Below are 17940 nucleotides of genomic sequence, written 5' to 3' on the forward strand. Positions count from 1 at the left end.
CCAAAGGTAGTATTGATCAGGTGTTCGGAAGCAAGAGATCTCGCGCGGAGGACGAATCCTCCGCCTCGCAGGCAGACAAAGACGATACCTCCGCGGACGCCGTGAGGCGGCGCGACGCGGAGCAGAAGAAGGGACGGCCGACGCCCAAGCGCAGCCAGCAGGAGTCACTGCGCCGCCAGCCCCTGGTCAACAAGGATCGCAAGGCAGCGAACAGAAAGGCCAAGGAGCAGCAGCGTCAGGAGCGCGACCGTGCGCGCATCGGAATGATGAACGGTGAGGAGAAGTACCTCACCCGGCGCGACAAGGGCCCCCAGCGCCGTTACATCCGCAACTACATCGATGCCCGGTTCTCGGTCGGCGAGATCTTCATCCCGGCTGCGATCCTCATCCTCGTCATCGCCTTCACCATGCCGGTGCAGATCCAGCAGTACTTCACCTACGCGGTCTGGGGTCTCATCGTGCTGATCATCCTCGACGGCTTCGTGCTCAACTACATCCTCAAGAACCGTCTGCGAGCCAAGTTCGGTGAGGTCGAACGCGGCATCACCTTCTACGCCGTCATGCGCAGCATCCAGCTGCGTCCCCTGCGCATGCCCAAACCGCAGGTCAAGCGCCGCCAGTACCCCGAGTGAGCAATCGGTTCGGCTCGAGGCCGCGGATGACGCGGCCGGGGAAGAACGGTCCGGAGTAGATCATCTCCGAATAGACCTGCACCAGATCGGCGCCCGCGGCCAACCGCGCCCGGGCATCATTCGCATCCGCGACCCCACCGACCGAGATGACCGTGAGGTCCTGGCCCACATGCGCCCTGACCAATCGCAGAACCTCCAGCGAGCGATCGGCGAGCGGCCGTCCGGAGATCCCTCCGGCCTGACCGGCGGCGAAGTCCGCTTCCGAACCGGCCAGCACTGACCGATCGATCGTCGTATTCGTCGTGATCAGACCGTCGACTCCCGTTCGCAGGGCGAGGTCGCAGATGTCGAGGACATCGTCGTCGGCGAGATCCGGGGCGATCTTGACGAGCAGGGGCACGTGGCCCAGCGTCGACCGCGGGGCGGGGACCACCTCGGCGGCGGTCGAGCGCACAGCCTCGATGATCGGCTCCAGGCTGCTCACGGACTGCAGATCCCGCAGGCCCGGGGTGTTCGGTGAGCTGACGTTGATGACGAGGTAATCGGCCAAGGGGGCCAGCGCTCGCGTCGAGGCGGCGTAGTCGGCCACGGCGTCGGCGGCGTCGACGACCTTCGTCTTGCCGATGTTGATGCCGACCACCGGACGCTGACGCTGCGGCAGCGAGGCGATGCGCTTCCTCTCGGTCGCGATGTTGAACGAGGCCTGGCGGCAGCCGTCGTTGTTGAAGCCCATCCGGTTGAGAATCGCGACATTGTCCCGCAGACGGAACAGTCGCGGCCTGTCATTGCCCGGTTGGGCGTGTGCCGTGATCGTTCCGACCTCGATGTGGCCGAATCCGAGGTTCGACAGGGCACGGACGCCGACTCCGTTCTTGTCGAAGCCGGCGGCCAATCCGACCCGGTTGGGAAACGGCAGCCCGAGCGCCTCGACCGGGCGAACGGTCCCGGTGCCGCAGATGAGGCGCAGCAGTCGTCCCAGCAGCGGAACCGAGTCGAGCCATCGCAGGGCGGTCAGCGAGAGGTGGTGGGCGCGCTCGGCATCCATCGGCACGAAGAGAATTCTGAAGATCAATGAGTACACGCACCCAGAATATGCCAGAGTCGGCTCCCGCCTCCGCATCCCGTCCGGTTCCTCATCCGCTCTGGTTTGGCATTAGGATCGAAACAACGTTCAAAGACGACTGAAAGGGAACTCATGGCTGGTGCATCCACCCCAAGCAGCTACTCCACGACCTCACCGGTGAAGGCCACCGCCTCCGTTCTGGTGCTGGGAGCAGCGGATTCGACCGTGCTCGGGCTCGAGGGGGCGAAGGCGGCCAGGACCGCGCTCAACGACGCGGCAGAGGCCATCGGGTTCACCGGGTCGACCGGGACCACCGCCCGCGTTCCCGCTCCGAAGGGCGTCGCCGCCGAATCGGTCATGCTTGTGGGACTCGGAGACTTCGATGCCGCCTCCGAGGACGTCGCCGCCACCCATGAGGCCCTGCGCCGTGCGGCCGGGGCCGCCCTGCGTGCCCTCGACGGGGTCGAGACCATCGCGCTGGCGCTTCCGACCGCCACCGCCGCCGAGGTCGAAGCGGTGACCGTGGGCGCCGGCCTCGGCGCCTACCGCTTCCTCGACTACCGCAGCGAGGGCAAGACTCCGGGCGAACTGACCGTCATCGGCCCCAAGGGGAAGTCCTTCAAGGCCGCTCACGACTCCGGGGCCGTCATCGCCGCGGCGACGAACCGGGCCCGCGACCTGGTCAACACTCCCCCGCTCGACCTCTACCCCGAGTCCTATGCCGAGATCGTGCGGACCCAGGCCAAGACCCGCAAGCTCAAAGTCACCGTCCTCGGGGAGAAGGAGCTTCAGGCCGGCGGATACGGCGGCATCATCGGAGTCGGACAGGGCTCGACCCGTGGCCCGCGGCTGGTCAAGGTCGAGTATGCCCCCAAGGGCGCCAAGCGCCACCTGAGCTTCGTCGGCAAGGGAATCACCTTCGATTCCGGTGGCATCTCCCTCAAACCGGCCAAGAGCATGGAGGACATGAAGTCCGATATGGCCGGATCCGCCGCTGTCATCCAGGCTCTCTTCGGCATCGCCGATCTCGGTCTGCCGGTCCGGGTCACCGCCTGGCTGCCGCTGGCCGAGAACATGCCCGGGTCGTCGGCGCAGCGTCCCAGCGACGTGCTCACGATGCGCAGCGGCAAGCGGGTCGAGGTCACGAACACCGACGCCGAGGGCCGCCTGGTGCTCGCCGATGCCCTGTCCGACGCCGACTCGGACAAGCCCGATCTGCTCATCGACGTGGCCACGCTCACCGGGGCTCAGATCGTCGCCCTCGGTGAACGCACCAGCGGCGTCATGGGCGCCGAGACCGCACGCGAGGAGGTCGTCTCCTCGGCGACCGCGGCCGGGGAGAGCATGTGGGCGATGCCGATCCCGGAGGAGATGCTCGCAGGCTTCGACTCGACCGCGGCGGACCTGACGAACTCGGGGCCGCGCTCCGGCGGAATGCTCGCCGCGGCCGCTTTTCTGCGCGAGTTCGTCGGCGAGGACACAAACTGGGCACACATCGACATCGCCGGACCGAGCTTCAACTCGTCCTCACCCTTCGGCTACACCCCGAAGGCGGCCACCGGCGCCGCGGTGCGCACCCTCATCCAGATCGCGAAGGCCGCGGGCTGAGAAACAGGTTCTACACGCTGTCGAGGTGAACGTGATCATTGCCACCTGTGGCCAATCAGACAGTGTTTCCTTTCGCCCCGGGCGAGAAAAGTGGAAAGATAAGACAGAAAGCTGCGTACCGCCAGCTTATTCACAGCTACGAGGAGTAATCCGTGAGTGACTCATTGACCTACGACCTTGTCGTTCTGGGAGGCGGAACCGGTGGCTATGCCGCTGCTCTGCGAGCCGCAGAACTCGACATGAAGGTCGCTTTGATCGAACGCGACAAGGTTGGCGGCACCTGCCTGCACCGCGGCTGCGTGCCGACGAAGGCTCTTCTGCACGCGGCCGAGGTCGCCGACTCCGCCAAGAGCTCCGAGACCTTCGGCGTCGAAGCCGAGTTCAAGGGCATCGACATCAAGAAGGTGCTCGAGTACAAGGACGGGGTCATCACCCGCAACTACAAGGGTCTGCAGGGACTGGTCAAGGCTCGCGGGATCGACACCTACTTCGGAACCGGAAAGCTCACCGGCAAGGACACCGTCGAGGTCTCCGGTGAGGACGGCAACCACACCGTCACCGGCACGAACGTGCTGCTGTCGACCGGTTCGACCTCGAAGACCATCGGTCTCGAGGTCACCGATCGCGTCATCACCAGCACCGAGGCGCTCCAGCTGGACAAGGTCCCCGGCTCGGCGATCGTCCTCGGCGGCGGTGTCATCGGCGTCGAGTTCGCCAGCGTCTGGAGCTCCTTCGGAGCCGACGTCACCATCGTCGAAGGCCTCAAGCACCTGGTCGCGAACGAGGACGAGACGATCTCGAAGAACCTCGAGCGCGCCTTCAAGAAGCGCAAGATCGGCTTCAAGCTCGGTGTGATGTTCAAGGGCGTCGAGGAAACCGCCGACGGCGTGAAGGTCACCCTGGAGGACGGTTCGACCCTCGAGGCCGAGTACCTCCTCGTGGCCGTGGGCCGCGGCCCAGTCACCGAAGGCTTCGGCTTCGAAGAGCAGGGCATCCCGATGGACCGCGGATTCGTGCTGGCCAACGAACGGCTCCACACCGGAGTCGGCAACATCTACGCCTGCGGCGACATCGTCCCCGGCCTCCAGCTCGCCCACCGCGCCTTCGGGCAGGGCATCTTCATCGCCGAGGAGATCGCCGGACTGAACCCGGTTCCCGTGCTGGAATCCGGCATTCCCCGTGTGACCTACTGCGAGCCGGAGATCTTCTCCGTCGGACTCTCCTCCGCACAGGCGGAGGAGAAGTACGGCAAGGACAAGGTCGAATCGCTGGAGTACAACCTCGGCGGCAACGGCAAGTCGGTGATCCTCAACACGAGCGGACTGATCAAGGTCGTCCGTGAGAAGGACGGACCCGTCGTCGGTGTGCACGGCATCGGTGCCCGCCTGTCCGAGCAGGCCGGCGAAGCCCAGCTCATCGTCAATTGGGAGGCATTCCCCGAGGAAGTGGCGCAGCTCATTCACGCCCACCCGACGCAGAATGAAGCCATCGGCGAGGCCCACCTGGCTTTGGCCGGAAAACCCCTGCACTTCCACTCATAAGATCCGAGGAGACGAATACTCATGTCGAATTCCGTTCAGATGCCGGCTCTCGGAGAGTCGGTCACCGAGGGCACGGTCACTCGCTGGCTCAAATCCGTCGGCGATGAAGTCGAGGTAGACGAACCGCTGCTCGAGGTCTCCACCGACAAGGTCGACACGGAGATCCCCAGCCCCTATGCGGGAACTCTCGAGAAGATCCTGGCCGACGAAGACGATGTCGTCGAAGTCGGCGGAGATCTCGCCTACATCGGCGACGGCAGCGGATCGGATTCCGAGGACTCCGCGCCCGCGGCCGAACCCGCTGAGGAGACCGGCGCGTCCGAGGAGACCGCCGCGTCCGAGGAGCCCGCTTCCACCCAGGAGCCCGCTCCTGCCGAGTCGGCTTCCGGCTCCGAGTCCTCCGGAGAGGGCACCGAGGTCACGATGCCCGCTCTCGGCGAATCCGTGACCGAAGGCACCGTGACCCGCTGGCTCAAGGACGTCGGCGAAGAGATCGAGGTCGACGAACCGCTTCTCGAGGTCTCCACCGACAAGGTCGACACCGAGGTGCCCTCGCCCGTCGCCGGAACCGTCCAGGCTCACCTGGCCGAAGAGGACGAGACCGTCGAGGTCGGCGCGCCCCTGGCTCGCATCGGCTCCGGTGCTCCGGCTGAATCAGAACCCGCGGCCGGGCAGGCCCCGGCAGCTGAAGAGGCCCCCAAGGAGGAGGCCCCGAAGCAGGAAGCACCCGCCGAAGAGGCTCCGAAGCAGGAGACTCCGACACAGGAGGCACCCGCCGAGGAGGCTCCGAAGCAGGAAGCACCCAAGCAGGAGTCCGCACCGAAGTCTGACGAGACGGTGTCCGCTCAGTCGGCTTCGGCGGCTCAGGCCGGAGAGACTGTCGAAGCAGCGACTGCTCCGGCACCCGCCGCTGAGACCGTGGGCGAGAACGCCGCGTATGTCACCCCGCTCGTGCGCCGTCTGGCCCGCGAGAAGGGCGTCGACCTCTCGCAGGTGACCGGTACCGGCGTCGGCGGTCGCATCCGCAAGCAGGACGTCGAGACCGCGGCCGAGAACGCACCGGCATCCGCGCCTGCCGCTGGCGCACCGTCCGGTGCTTCGAAGGCGCCGTTCAAGGTCGAGATCCCCGAGGAAGTCGCCAAGCTGCGCGGCACCACGGAGAAGGCCTCGCGCATCCGCCAGACCATCGCGAAGCGGATGAGCGAATCCCTCGACGTCTCGGCTCAGCTGACGCAGGTCATCGAGGTCGATATGTCCCGCGTGGTCAAGCTGCGCAAGGCCAACAAGGAAGCATTCCAGGCCAAGCACGGTTCGAAGCTGACCTACCTGCCGTTCTTCGCCAAGGCCATCGTCGAAGCCCTGCAGGTGCACCCGAAGGTCAACGCCCAGTACGACCTCGAATCGCAGCAGATCACCTACTTCGATCACGAGCACCTCGCCGTCGCCGTGGACACTCCGCGCGGACTGGTGGTGCCGGTGGTCAAGGACGCCGGTGACTTGAGCGTCGCGGGTCTGGCCAAGGCCATCGACGATGTCGCTGACCGCACCCGCAACAACAAGATCGGCCCGGACGAGCTGTCCGGCGGCACCTTCACCGTGACCAACATCGGTTCGGTCGGCGCCCTGTTCGATACGCCGATCATCAACCAGCCGCAGATGGGCATCATCGGCACGGGCGCCATCGTCCGTCGCCCCATCGTTGTGAAGACGGCCGATGGGGACGAGTCGATCGCCATCCGCGACATGGTCTACCTGCCGCTGACCTACAATCACCAGCTGGTCGACGGCGCGGATGCGGGACGCTTCCTGCAGACGATCAAGTCGCGTCTGGAAGAGGGCAACTTCGAGGCCGATCTCGACCTCTGAGTCTCACTCGCTGCCACACCCGTCGAGGGGTCGACCGCGTTGCCGGTCGGCCCCTCGGGTCATTCACGGCCCCGTCTCCGTGACCTGTTCGACCTTCCACCGGCCCTCGTGTCGTTTGAGTTCGAACTCGACCGTGAGTGTCTCGAACTGCTCGGCGGCCCCTTCGTCGGCGGCAGACGAATGCATCCGAGCACTGGCCACAATGCGGTCGGTGGCCGTGTCGACGATCCCGATATCGTCGACGGTGATCGTGTAGTCGAAGCCTGTGAAGGCCGAATGGTCGATGAGTTCGTCGGCCGCGGCCGCAGCCGAGCCCGGCACTGTCAGCGCCTGCAGGCCCGCTTCGTCACCGTCGCTGAGCGCTCGTGCCCTGGCCGAGCAGAGGACCTCGAGCACGCGGGCCACCTCACTCTCATCCGCGAGCACATCACCGGCCCGGCCCGTGTCGTCGGACTCGCTCGTCTCGTCCGGCCCACCCACGTCGTCGCCCTGCCGGCGTGCCTCGTGCTCTGCCGCCTGCCCGTCCGCGGATTCCTCGCTCGTGGCCTCGGCGTCCGGCCACATTCCCCAGACCAGCCCACCGCCGATCAGCGTCACGCATGCGCCTGCTGTGATCAGCGCTGTGCGGGTGCGAAACCCTGCCAGCCGGCCGGCCCCGGCCCTCATCGCACGCCTGATCGCCGGCCATCGGAGGACACGGGAGGGGGTTCTTCTGCGCCGCCGTCGGCGGCTGGCCGCCCGCAGGGTCTCCGCTGCCGAGGAGGACCTCGCCTTCGAGTTCTCGGCTTCTCCTTCTCCCCCGGGGCGCGGCCTCCCAGCCGTGGCGTCTCCGGTCGCAGGCTGGAGCCTTCTTCCGTCGGCAACCGCACCGGGGACGGCCGATCCACCGCGGCCGCGGCTGGGCGGATGCCCAGCGGTCGCGCGCAGCCGAGCCGTCAGCGCGGCCTCAGGGTCGACGTCTCGCTCGGCGGGGACGAGCGGCAGCGGCGCCGGACGGGCCAGACTCCGCATCGAATCGGCCACCTCGGCGAGGGCCGGCCGCAGGCCTGGGTCAGGAACGGAGTCCCCGAGGAATCCGCCGACGGTGGATCGCAGCGCGGCCGAGGCCTCGGCCAGTGCGAGATCGACCGGAAGCAGGCATTCGGACCACGGACGTCCGTGTCCGGCGTGATAGAGCATCTCCCCCACCGCTCGTCGCGGTGTGGTTGCCAAGGATGCGCCGACGCCGGGGATGAGAGTCGGCCGGCCCCGGGCGTCGAGACCGAAGGCTCTGAGAGCCAGTCGGTCCTCCGGGGCGGAACAGTCCCGGAGCTCGGCCACGATGCCGAGGAAGAGGGTGCACAGTTCGCCGTCGTTGAGCCCCTGATAGGCGCGCACGGCATCGAGCACCAGGCCGCCGGGCAGGGCGGGAACCAGCAGCAGTGTCCGCCGGCCGGACGGGATCTCCACCTCGGCGGTGCCCAGGGCGCGCGAACTGTCGGCATCGAAGCCACGATGGTCGATCCCCCACACGCTCTCACCGTCGGAGGAGACCACACGGTGGATCTCGTCTGCGATCGTCGACTGGAACTTCCATGTCATCATTCGTCATCTCCGTCGATGCGAGCCATGTCGTTTGATGTCATTTAATAATGATTGCAACGATTCGCTAAGTCAATGGGTGCCCTCTGAACCGAGGTGTCGAGTGTCACCCAAGGCAAATTGAACCGGCGCGACAAGAGTCATAGTGTGGGGACATGCCCCTGGCCACAGAAACGCTCGGGTTCGCTCCGGTCCTCTCGGACTACCAGCAGACCTGGGATTTGCAGAAGAGATACCACGAAGAAGTGCTCGCGGGACAACGCTGCTCCACGATCCTGCTGCTCGAGCATTCCCCGGTCTACACGGCCGGCAAACGCACCGAGGACGACGAGCGGCCGAACGACGGCACCGACGTCATCGACGTCGACCGGGGTGGAAAGATCACCTGGCACGGACCGGGTCAGCTCGTCGCCTATTTCATCTACCGCCTCAACGATCCCAAGGAGGTCCGCCTCTTCGTCTCTCAGCTCGAGGACGCCATGATCACCCTGCTCGCCGAGTACGGCATCGACGCCACGACGATCGAAGGACGCGCCGGGGTCTGGCTGCTCGGCGACGGAGACCGGCGCGACCGCAAGATCGGGGCCATCGGCATCCGCATCCACGAAGGTGTGACGATGCACGGTCTGGCGCTGAACTGCAGCAACGAACTCGACGCTTACGAGAACATCATCCCGTGCGGGATCACTGACGCTGACACCACTTCCATCAGTGCCGAACTCGGACGAACGGTTACGCCTCAGGACACGGCGACACGGCTCGACGAGATTCTGCACGAGACCATCACCGCCTAGGAGAACTCAGATGACGATTGCCCCAGAAGGTCGCCGGATGCTTCGGGTCGAGGCTCGCAACTCCCAGACTCCGATCGAGGACAAGCCCGCCTGGATCAAGGCGAAGGCTCATATCGGACCCGAGTACGCTTCGCTGAAATCATTGGTGCGCAAGCAGGACCTGCACACCGTGTGCGAAGAGGCGGGCTGTCCGAACATCTTCGAATGCTGGGAGGATCGGGAGGCCACGTTCCTCATCGGCGGAGAGCAGTGCACCCGTCGTTGCGACTTCTGTCAGATCGACACCGGCAAACCGGCCGAATTCGACGCGGACGAGCCTCGCCGTGTGGCCGCCTCGGTGGGTGAGATGGGTCTGCGCTACTCGACGATCACGGGTGTGGCCCGCGACGATCTCGAGGACGGCGGGGCGTGGCTCTATGCCGAGACCGTGCGCCAGATCCACGACCTCGAATACGTCGACGGCCGCGGCACCGGTGTCGAGCTGCTGATCCCGGACTTCAACGCGAAGCCGGATCAGCTCGCCGAGGTCTTCTCCTCCCGCCCCGAGGTGCTTGCCCACAATGTCGAGACCGTTCCGCGCATCTTCAAGCGGATCCGTCCGGCTTTCCGCTACGAACGCTCGCTGTCCGTGATCACCCAGGCCCGCGAGGCCGGGCTGGTGACGAAGTCGAATCTCATCCTCGGCATGGGCGAGACCAACGATGAGATCATCTCGGCGCTGCAGGATCTGCACGATGCCGGTTGCGATCTCATCACGATCACTCAGTACCTGCGTCCCTCGCCCAGGCACCATCCGGTCACCCGCTGGGTGAAACCGGCGGACTTCGTCATGCTCCGCGATGCCGCTGAGGAGATCGGCTTCCTCGGCGTCATGTCGGGCCCGCTGGTCCGTTCGTCCTACCGCGCCGGCCGTCTCTGGGCCACCGCGATGCGTCGCCGCGGCGAGCAGATTCCGCCGCACTTGACGCATCTGGACAAGCACACGCCCGCCAAGCAGGAGGCTCAGGCGGTTGTGGATACCTTCGGGCCCGGCGAAGAGGTAGACTTGTCTGCTGAGCAATGATGGCGCTCGTCACCGCATGGCGGCGTCACAAAGGCCTTCAAAAGCAAGTGAGAGAATGAGCGAAGAACCTCGTAAGGGACTTTTCCGGCGCAAGCCCAAGGATCCGAACAAGAAGCCCGGCCGTCTGGCGCAGATGCGCCAGGTCTATGAGCTGTCCGCCAAGCACAACAAGGCCACCCCGTGGCTGTTGGCCGCGGCCGTGCTCGGCTGCACGATCCTCGGCGTCGGTGCCGGCTTCGTGTTCGGCGGGATGATCTTCACGACCATCCTCGGTCTCATGGTCGGCATCCTGTTGGGCATGTTCATGCTCGGCCGCTTCGCCGAAACCGCGGCTTTCGCACAGATGGACGGCCAGCCCGGTGCCTTCGGTGCCGTTCTCAACACCGCCCGCCGCGGTTACCTCATGGACGAGAAGCCGATCGCCATCGACCCGAAGAGCCGCGACCTGGTCTTCCGCTCCACCGGACGCGCCGGTGTGGTGCTGCTCAGCGAAGGACCGAAGGCACGCAGCGCGAAGCTGCTGGCCAAGGAGAAGAAGCGTCACGAACGCATCCTTCCCAATGTTCCGATCCACACCCTGCAGGGAGGCAAGGAAGAGGGGCAGCTGACGATGAAGCAGGTCGTGCCGACCGTGCAGAAGCTGCCGCGCAAGCTCAACCGCGCCGAGGTGCTCACGGTGCGCAACCGTCTCGCTGCACTGGGGACCCAGAGTACGCGGCCTCCGATCCCGAAGGGCATCGACCCGAACAAGGCTCGGCCGAACCACAAGGCCATGCGCGGACGCTGATCCACCGACTCCGCTGCGACCGACCAGTCCCCGAAAGGGCGTCGACTCCATCCGAGTCGGCGCCCTTTCGCCTGTCCCGGGCCGCTGGCAACTGGCGGCAGGCACCGTCCCTCACCGTCAGCGGCAGAACACCGCGGTGCAACGGGTGGGTGTGCCGCTGGTGATGGTGCGGTCGCGCCCCGCGACCGATGTTGGTGCCGGCGCACACCGATGCCGAGGGTGTGGGAAAGTGCGCTGGGATCGCAGCAGGTGCGCCGGTCCGTGCCGACTCGGCACGGACCGAACCCGAGAAGCTGCCTGTCAGCGGCGGAGGATGACGGTGCCTGCGGCGAGATCGTGCAGCCCACGATTGTCACGATCGAAGATGACAGCGGGAATGACGAGAACGACCAGCAGTGCCCGGATGAGGGACTTGAGCATTCCGGGGACGTGTCCGTCGAGGCGTCGCACCTCGATTCCGAAGATCCGATGGCCCACCGAGTAGCCGAGGGTGCCGACGAGCAGGAAGTTCTCGAGAGCGAAGAGGCCAGGGGCGATGAACGGGTTCGCCGGGTCGATCAGATTCGCGATCGCCAGACACATCAGCCAGTCGATGAGCAGAGCGAGGATGCGCTTCCACGCCGGGGCCAGGGAATGCGAACCGGTGGCAGGCAGACCGAGCCGTTTGCCCGGCCAGTCGTCGGCCTCCCTGTCGAACCGGGGTCCTTCGAGCCAGGAACCGAGGTCGTCACGATTGATCACTGTCCCAGCCTACGCAATCCGTCCTGAACGCATCCTCAGGAAACATGCCCGAAACATGAGCGACATCACCACTTCATTTGCGGGCGGTTAGGATTGTCAATGGTCAGGAGAAACGGCCACCGTACACGAACTAGGAGACCTAAGTGTTCTCGTCTGCTGAAGAACTCGTCAACTTTATTTCGGACAACGATGTGAAATTCGTCGATGTCCGATTCTGCGACCTGCCCGGTGTGGTCCAGCACTTCAACCTCCCCGCTGCTTCCTACGGCACGGAGGAGATCACCGAAGGTCTGCTCTTCGACGGGTCCTCCATCAAGGGTTTCCAGGGCATCCACGAGTCCGATATGAAACTGCTCGCCGACGTCACCTCCGCCTATATCGACCCGTTCCGGGAAGCCAAGACGCTGGTCGTGACTCACTCGATCGTCGACCCCTTCACCGATGAGCCCTACTCCCGCGATCCGCGCCAGGTCGCTGCGAAGGCAGAATCCTATCTCGAGTCCACCGGCATCGCCGACACCGTCTTCTTCGGTGCCGAGGCCGAGTTCTACCTCTTCGACTCCATCCGCTACGAGAACACCCCGGGAAGCAGCTTCTACAAGATCGGTTCCGAGGAAGCGGCCTGGGACACCGGCGCCGATGAGGCCGGCGGCAACCAGGGCTACAAGACGCCGTTCAAGGGCGGTTACTTCCCCGTCTCCCCGCAGGACCATTACGCCGACATCCGCGACCGGATGTCACTGACGCTCGAAGAGATCGGCTTCGAGATGGAGCGCGCCCACCACGAGGTCGGCACCGCCGGTCAGCAGGAGATCAACTACAAGTTCAAGACTCTGCAGCACGCCGGCGACCAGCTGTTTGACTTCAAGTACGTGATCAAGAACACCGCCTACGAACTCGGCAAGTCCGCGACCTTCATGCCGAAGCCGCTGTTCGACGACAACGGCTCCGGAATGCACTGCCACCAGTCGCTGTGGAAGAACGGCGAGCCGCTGTTCTACGACGAGAACGGCTACGGCGGTCTGTCCGATCTGGCCCGGTGGTACATCGGCGGACTCATCGAACACGCCGGTGCCGTGCTCGCCTTCACGAATCCGACGATCAACTCCTACCGCCGTCTGGTCCCCGGCTACGAGGCACCGGTCAACCTCGTCTATTCGGCTCGCAACCGCTCGGCCGCGATCCGGATTCCGGTCACCGGGGCATCACCGAAGGCCAAGCGCCTCGAATTCCGTGTGCCGGATCCCTCGTCGAACCCCTACCTCGCCTTCTCCGCGCAGCTCATGGCCGGTCTGGACGGCATCCGCAACCGCATCGAGCCTCCGGAGCCGATCGACAAGGACCTCTACGAACTCCCGCCCGAGGAAGCCAAGGACATCAAGCTCGTTCCCGGCACCCTCGACGAGGCGCTCAACGACCTCGAGAAGGACCACGACTTCCTCACCGCCGGAGACGTCTTCACCCCCGATCTCATCGAAACGTGGATCCGGATCAAACGCGAGAACGAACTCGACGTGGCCCGGCTGCGTCCGACGCCGACCGAGTTCGAGCTCTACTACGCGCTCTGACCTGCATCTGCTCACAGTCGCAGTGGAATAGAGTGAGGGCGTCACGGGTTTTCAACCGTGGCGCCCTTTCGCTTCTTCGGCCCGATACCGCCCGGCCGGGGCCCCTGACATCTGGAGGAATGGACTTTGACGCACTACGATCTGCTGCTGATCGGCACCGGTTCGGGAAACATGTTCCTCGACAAGCGGTTCGCCGGACTGAAGACGGCCATCGCGGAGGAATGGCACTTCGGAGGCACCTGCCTCAATGTCGGATGCATCCCGACCAAGATGTTCGTCTATCCGGCCACGGTGGCCGAACAGGCGGCACAGGCCGCCCGCTACAACCTCTCCCCCACTCAGCCGCAGATCGATTGGTCAGGCCTCCAGGACCGCATCTTCTCCCGCGTCGACGCCATCGAGTCCGGCGGACGCGAGTATCGCAGCAGCGACCGGCAGCCGAACGTGACCGTCGTGCCCGAACACGTTCACTTCACCGGTCAGAAGAGTGTGCGCACCGCTTCCGGTGAGGACATCACCGCCGACCGCATCGTCATTGCCGCCGGCGCCCATCCCTTCATCCCCACGATCGCCGGCCTCGACGCGACTCGCGTCGACACCGAGGACTATCCCGTCTTCACCTCGAACACCATCATGCGCCGTCCCACACAGCCGGAACGGCTGGTCATCATCGGCTCCGGCGTCATCGCCATGGAGTTCGCCCATGTCTTCGCCGCCTTCGGCACCGAGGTGACCGTCCTCGCTCGTGGGCCCCGCCTTCTGGGAGACATCGACGAAGAGGCCGCGGAAGAATTCACCCGAATCTTCGAATCGACCCACAGCGTGCTCCGCGGGGCGGTGGCCAGCAGACTCGATCTCGCCGACGACGAGGTCACGCTCACGCTCGAACCCAGCGGACGCCTCGGCGAGGTGGAGCTGCCGGAGACGATCACCGCCGATGCGGTCCTGATCGCGACCGGACGCGTGCCGAACACCGCCGAACTCGACGTCGCGGCCGCCGGATTCGATGTGGCCGACGATCAGCGTCTGTCCGTCGACGAACATCAGCGGGTGCTGACCGACGGTGAGCCGGTGCCCGGCGTCTTCGCCCTCGGAGACATCTGCTCGCCCCACCAGCTCAAGCATGTGGCCAACCACGAGGCCGATATCGTCGGGCGCAACCTGGCCGCCGATGTCGCCGCGGGCGAACCGGGCGCGGCTGAACAGGCGGATCTGGCCACAGTCAATCACCATGGGGTCCCCGGTGCGGTCTTCACCTCCCCTCAGGTCGCTTACCTCGGTATGAGCGAACAGGAGGCGAAGGACGCCGGTCATGAGGTCACGGTGAAGGTCCAGAAGTTCTCGGATGTGGCCTATGGTTGGGCGATGGCCGACGACCCGGGCATCGTCAAGATCATCGCCGACCGGCACAGCAGACTGCTGCTCGGGGCGCATATTGTCGGGCATGAGGCATCGATGCTCATCCAACCGCTCATCCAGGCCATGGCGTTCGGGCAGAGAACCGATGAGGTCGCCACCGGGCAGTACTGGATCCATCCCGCGCTGCCCGAAGTGATCGAGAACGGCCTGCTCGGACTCGAATTCGCCGACTGATGGGCCTGAGGGCCCGCCGGCCGGACCGCTGCGTCGACTGACGGCCACAGCACCGGCCGGCTCAGAATCCGTAGAAGCGCTGCTCCATGACGGCGCGGGCGTGCCTGGTCGTGCGCAGATAGTCGTCCTCGAGATCATGGCCGGTGCCCGCCGCATAGCCGAGCAGGCGGGCGGTGGCTTCGAGTTCGGTGTGTTCGACCGGCAGCGCCTCCGCGGTGCGGCCGCGGAAGAGCATCACGGCCGAGCGCACCTCCGTGGCCATCGTCCAGGCCGCGGCCAGCTGCGCGGAGTCCTCGGCGCTCAGCAGCCCTGCCTCGGTGGCGGCCTCCAAGGCGCCGAGTGTCGAGGTCGTGCGCAGTCCGGCCAGTTCGTGACCATGTTCGAGCTGCATCAGCTGGACGGTCCATTCGACATCGGAGAGGCTGCCGCGGCCGAGCTTGAGGTGGCGGCGCTTATCGGCATTGCGCGGCAGTCGCTCATCCTCCATCCGCGCCTTGAGTGTGCGGACCTGGGTCAGCGCCCGGTGCGACATCTCGACCGGATAGCGCAAGGGATCGATCATCGACAGGAAGTCGTCGATGAGGCCGTCCTCGCCGGCCACGGGACGGGCCCGCAGCAGCGCCTGGGCCTCCCAGGGCTGTGACCATTTCGCATAGTACGACTGGTAGGACGACAGGCTGCGCACGAGCGGTCCGTTCTTGCCCTCGGGCCGCAGATCCGCATCGAGGTCGACGCCCTGCGCCCCCTCACTGGCCTTGAGTCTCGTCGACAGGCGCAGGGCGACCTTGCTCACGTGCTTGCTCAGCGCCGCCTTCTGATCGGCGTCGAGGTCTTCGTCCACCGGCCGGTAGACGTACATCGCATCGGCATCGGAGAAGTAGCCGATCTCGCGTCCTCCCCACCGCCCCATGGCCACGACAGCGAACTCGTAGTCGCTGGTCTCGGGTCCGTCGAGCTCTTCCCGCACCGCCTGCAGCGCCCCGCGCACGGCCAGATCCATGAGGTCGGAGAGGTCACCGGGGATATCGGCACGATCGCCGACGGCCAGCACATCGCGCAGGGCGATGCGCAGCAGTTCACGGCTGTAGGTCTGCCGGATCTGCGTCACGGCCGCGGGTCCATGGCGTTTGAGCAGTCCGTCGACCTCGGCGTCGAGGACCTGCGGATCGCGTTTGACGAGGTTGTCGTAGCGATCCAGCCAGGCCACGGCCGCGGGCTGGCGCAGCAGCAGCTCGGTGGCGTAACCGGACAGGGACAGCACCTCGGCCACGGACTTGGCCGCCAGGCCGGAGTCCCGGAGCATCTTGAGGAACCAGCCCGAGGACGACAGCGATTCGCTCAACCGTCGGAATGCCAGCAGCGCCCGATCGGGCTCGACCCCGTCGGAGAACCAGTCGAGCAGTGCCGGAAGCACCTGCTTGATCACCATCGCCGTTCGCGACACGCCCGTGGTCAGTGCCTTGATGTGGCCCAGCGCCCCCTGCGGGTCACGGTAGCCGAAGGCCTGCAGTCGGTCGGCGGCGGCCTGCAGGCTCGATCCGCGTTTGTGGGCATCGACCACAGCGCCATGGACTCCCACTGCGGCCTCGAGGATGGGCCGGTAGAAGATCTGCTCATGCAGCCGGGTGACCTGTTTGGCGAAATCGCGCCGGGTCTCCTCGAGCCGGGGACCGGTCCGCGATCCGGAGCGGAAGACCGATCGGGCGAGGATCCGCAGCTTCGCATCGTCGTCGGGGATCAGCGCGTTGCGCATCATCCGCGGGATCTGCACCCGGTGTTCGACCACCCGCATGAACCGGTAGGCGGTGGAGAACACGGCAGCATCCTGCTGACCGATGTACCCGTGCTCGCCGAGCTCTTCGAGTGCTAAGAGGGTGTTCGGGGTGCGGATGTCCTCGTCGGTGCGTCCGTGGACGAGTTGGAGCATCTGGGCGGAGAACTCGACGTCGCGCAGCCCTCCGCGGCCGAGTTTGATCTGGCGGGGCGCCTCGGCGGCCGGGATGAGGTCGACGACCCGGCGGCGCATGGACCGGATGCCGTCGATGAACCCGCTGCGGCCCGCCGCCTGCCACACCAGCGGCAGCAGGGACTGGGAGAACTGCTCGCCCACCTCGGCGTCGCCTGCCACCGGACGGGCCTTGAGCAGGGCTTGGAACTCCCAGTTCTGCGCGATATCGGCGTAGTAGTGCTCGAACTCGGACAGAGTGCGTACCAGCGCACCGGCCTTGCCCTCCGGCCGCAGTGCGGTGTCGACCTCCCACAGCGCGGGTTCGGCACCCGCGTCCGAGAGGATGCTGCGCATCCGCTGGGCCAGCTCCGTCGCCAGATGCCGGCAGTCCTCGTCGGCGGCGGAGTCGAGCACGAAGACGACATCGACGTCGGAGACGTAGTTGAGCTCTCGTGCTCCGGTCTTGCCCAGAGCGATCACGGCCAGGCGGATATCGCCGGCACCGTCGAGTTCGGCCCGGGCGATCGCCAGGGCGGCGTCGAGGGCGGCCGCGGCGAGGTCGGACAGGACCGCCATGACGTGATCGACGATCTCCTCCGGGGCCTCGGCGCCGACATCGTCAGCGACCAGTCGCATCACCGCGTCGCGGTAGGTCCGGCGCAGCACTCTCATGCCTTCGTCGCCGACCAGCTCGGCTCGCGGTGCCGCGGCGTCGGGGTCCGCGCCGACAGCTCGCAGCAGTTCGGCCCGCAGTGCCGCCGCCGAGGCCTCCGGCGTCGAGATCAGCAGGTAGGGATCGGGCACGAGCAGGAGCGGCAGGGAGTCCGGATTCCGCACGAGGTGGTCGACCATCGCCTCGGAGGTGCCCATGACGGCGAGCAGACGAGCCAGCAGCGGCCGGTTGAGCTCGTCCTCGGCCAGTTCATCGGCCGTACCGGCCCGGACCGCGTGCAGCACCCGCTGGGACTCGGATCCGGCGGCTTCGACGACTCGGAGGAGACCGAGGGCGGCACCGTGCGGATCGGGGGTGGCCATGAGCAGATCGACGAATCGGGAGTCCGTGGCCAACGGCTGGCCCAGGAGCTCATCGAGCTCGTGGAGGAAGCGGGCGGTCGATGCCGGAATGCTCGTGGTGCGGGAGGTGATTCCTGCCAT

At 66.1% G+C, this 17940-nt stretch carries 13 protein-coding genes; 9 read left to right on the forward strand and 4 right to left on the reverse strand.

Annotation, left to right across the window (positions count from 1 at the left end; genetic code table 11):
• The first annotated feature begins 20 nt into the window (after positions 1-20).
• On the forward strand, positions 21-632 hold the full coding sequence (locus tag IG171_RS06955; protein ID WP_212130898.1) for a DUF3043 domain-containing protein: 612 nt from the start codon (positions 21-23) through the stop codon (positions 630-632).
• Here IG171_RS06955 and IG171_RS06960 read toward each other — a convergent pair.
• On the reverse strand, positions 607-1677 hold the full coding sequence (locus IG171_RS06960; RefSeq protein WP_249204313.1) for a quinone-dependent dihydroorotate dehydrogenase: 1071 nt from the start codon (positions 1675-1677) through the stop codon (positions 607-609). The two genes, IG171_RS06955 and IG171_RS06960, sit on opposite strands and share 26 nt — an antisense overlap.
• A gap of 150 nt (positions 1678-1827) precedes the next feature.
• Between IG171_RS06960 and IG171_RS06965 the strand changes: the two genes are divergently transcribed.
• The 3 genes from IG171_RS06965 to sucB all read left to right on the forward strand — a co-directional run bounded on the left by IG171_RS06965 (position 1828) and on the right by sucB (position 6710).
• Positions 1828-3303: a leucyl aminopeptidase gene (locus IG171_RS06965; protein ID WP_212130902.1), complete on the forward strand. Its 1476-nt coding sequence runs from the start codon at positions 1828-1830 to the stop codon at positions 3301-3303.
• Positions 3304-3455: 152 nt separating this feature from the next.
• The gene (gene lpdA, locus IG171_RS06970; RefSeq protein ID WP_212130904.1) at positions 3456-4844 is read left to right on the forward strand and encodes a dihydrolipoyl dehydrogenase; all 1389 of its coding nucleotides are present in this window, start codon (positions 3456-3458) and stop codon (positions 4842-4844) included.
• Between the two features lie 21 nt (positions 4845-4865).
• Positions 4866-6710: a 2-oxoglutarate dehydrogenase, E2 component, dihydrolipoamide succinyltransferase gene (sucB, locus tag IG171_RS06975; protein WP_212130906.1), complete on the forward strand. Its 1845-nt coding sequence runs from the start codon at positions 4866-4868 to the stop codon at positions 6708-6710.
• A 63-nt stretch (positions 6711-6773) separates the two neighbouring features.
• Here the strand turns inward: sucB and IG171_RS06980 are convergent, their stop codons facing one another.
• The gene (locus IG171_RS06980) at positions 6774-8294 is read right to left on the reverse strand and encodes a hypothetical protein (RefSeq protein WP_212130908.1); all 1521 of its coding nucleotides are present in this window, start codon (positions 8292-8294) and stop codon (positions 6774-6776) included.
• Between the two features lie 152 nt (positions 8295-8446).
• Here IG171_RS06980 and lipB point away from each other — a divergent pair, with 152 nt between their 5' ends.
• The 3 genes from lipB to IG171_RS06995 are packed head-to-tail and all read left to right on the forward strand — an operon-like array spanning position 8447 to position 10935.
• Positions 8447-9085: a lipoyl(octanoyl) transferase LipB gene (lipB, locus tag IG171_RS06985; RefSeq protein WP_212130910.1), complete on the forward strand. Its 639-nt coding sequence runs from the start codon at positions 8447-8449 to the stop codon at positions 9083-9085.
• A 10-nt stretch (positions 9086-9095) separates the two neighbouring features.
• Positions 9096-10148 (forward strand): lipoyl synthase, encoded by a 1053-nt coding sequence (lipA, locus tag IG171_RS06990; protein ID WP_212130912.1) that lies wholly within the window; start codon positions 9096-9098, stop codon positions 10146-10148.
• Between the two features lie 55 nt (positions 10149-10203).
• Positions 10204-10935 carry a DUF4191 domain-containing protein gene (locus IG171_RS06995; RefSeq protein WP_212130913.1) on the forward strand — a complete coding sequence of 244 codons (732 nt, stop codon included), beginning with the start codon at positions 10204-10206 and terminating at the stop codon, positions 10933-10935.
• Positions 10936-11235: 300 nt separating this feature from the next.
• Here the strand turns inward: IG171_RS06995 and IG171_RS07000 are convergent, their stop codons facing one another.
• Positions 11236-11676 carry an RDD family protein gene (locus IG171_RS07000; protein WP_212130915.1) on the reverse strand — a complete coding sequence of 147 codons (441 nt, stop codon included), beginning with the start codon at positions 11674-11676 and terminating at the stop codon, positions 11236-11238.
• Between the two features lie 143 nt (positions 11677-11819).
• Here IG171_RS07000 and glnA point away from each other — a divergent pair, with 143 nt between their 5' ends.
• Positions 11820-13244 (forward strand): type I glutamate--ammonia ligase, encoded by a 1425-nt coding sequence (gene glnA / locus IG171_RS07005; protein ID WP_212130917.1) that lies wholly within the window; start codon positions 11820-11822, stop codon positions 13242-13244.
• A 126-nt stretch (positions 13245-13370) separates the two neighbouring features.
• The gene (locus tag IG171_RS07010; RefSeq protein ID WP_212130919.1) at positions 13371-14837 is read left to right on the forward strand and encodes a mycothione reductase; all 1467 of its coding nucleotides are present in this window, start codon (positions 13371-13373) and stop codon (positions 14835-14837) included.
• 61 nt (positions 14838-14898) lie between these two features.
• Here the strand turns inward: IG171_RS07010 and IG171_RS07015 are convergent, their stop codons facing one another.
• Entirely contained in the window at positions 14899-17940 is a 3042-nt protein-coding gene (locus tag IG171_RS07015) for a bifunctional [glutamine synthetase] adenylyltransferase/[glutamine synthetase]-adenylyl-L-tyrosine phosphorylase (protein ID WP_212130920.1), read from the reverse strand.

It is taken from the genome of Brevibacterium sp. SMBL_HHYL_HB1 (genome assembly GCF_018208375.1).
In the GTDB taxonomy this organism is placed as follows: domain Bacteria; phylum Actinomycetota; class Actinomycetes; order Actinomycetales; family Brevibacteriaceae; genus Brevibacterium; species Brevibacterium intestinavium.

Coding starts and splice junctions, on each gene's coding strand:
- IG171_RS06960 (WP_249204313.1), bottom strand. CDS start 1,677: ATGGATGCCGAGCGCGCCCACCACCTCTCGCTGACCGCCCTGCGATGG.
- IG171_RS06965 (WP_212130902.1), top strand. CDS start 1,828: ATGGCTGGTGCATCCACCCCAAGCAGCTACTCCACGACCTCACCGGTG.
- sucB (WP_212130906.1), top strand. CDS start 4,866: ATGTCGAATTCCGTTCAGATGCCGGCTCTCGGAGAGTCGGTCACCGAG.
- IG171_RS06980 (WP_212130908.1), bottom strand. CDS start 8,294: ATGATGACATGGAAGTTCCAGTCGACGATCGCAGACGAGATCCACCGT.
- lipB (WP_212130910.1), top strand. CDS start 8,447: ATGCCCCTGGCCACAGAAACGCTCGGGTTCGCTCCGGTCCTCTCGGAC.
- lipA (WP_212130912.1), top strand. CDS start 9,096: ATGACGATTGCCCCAGAAGGTCGCCGGATGCTTCGGGTCGAGGCTCGC.
- IG171_RS06995 (WP_212130913.1), top strand. CDS start 10,204: ATGAGCGAAGAACCTCGTAAGGGACTTTTCCGGCGCAAGCCCAAGGAT.
- IG171_RS07015 (WP_212130920.1), bottom strand. CDS start 17,940: ATGGCAGGAATCACCTCCCGCACCACGAGCATTCCGGCATCGACCGCC.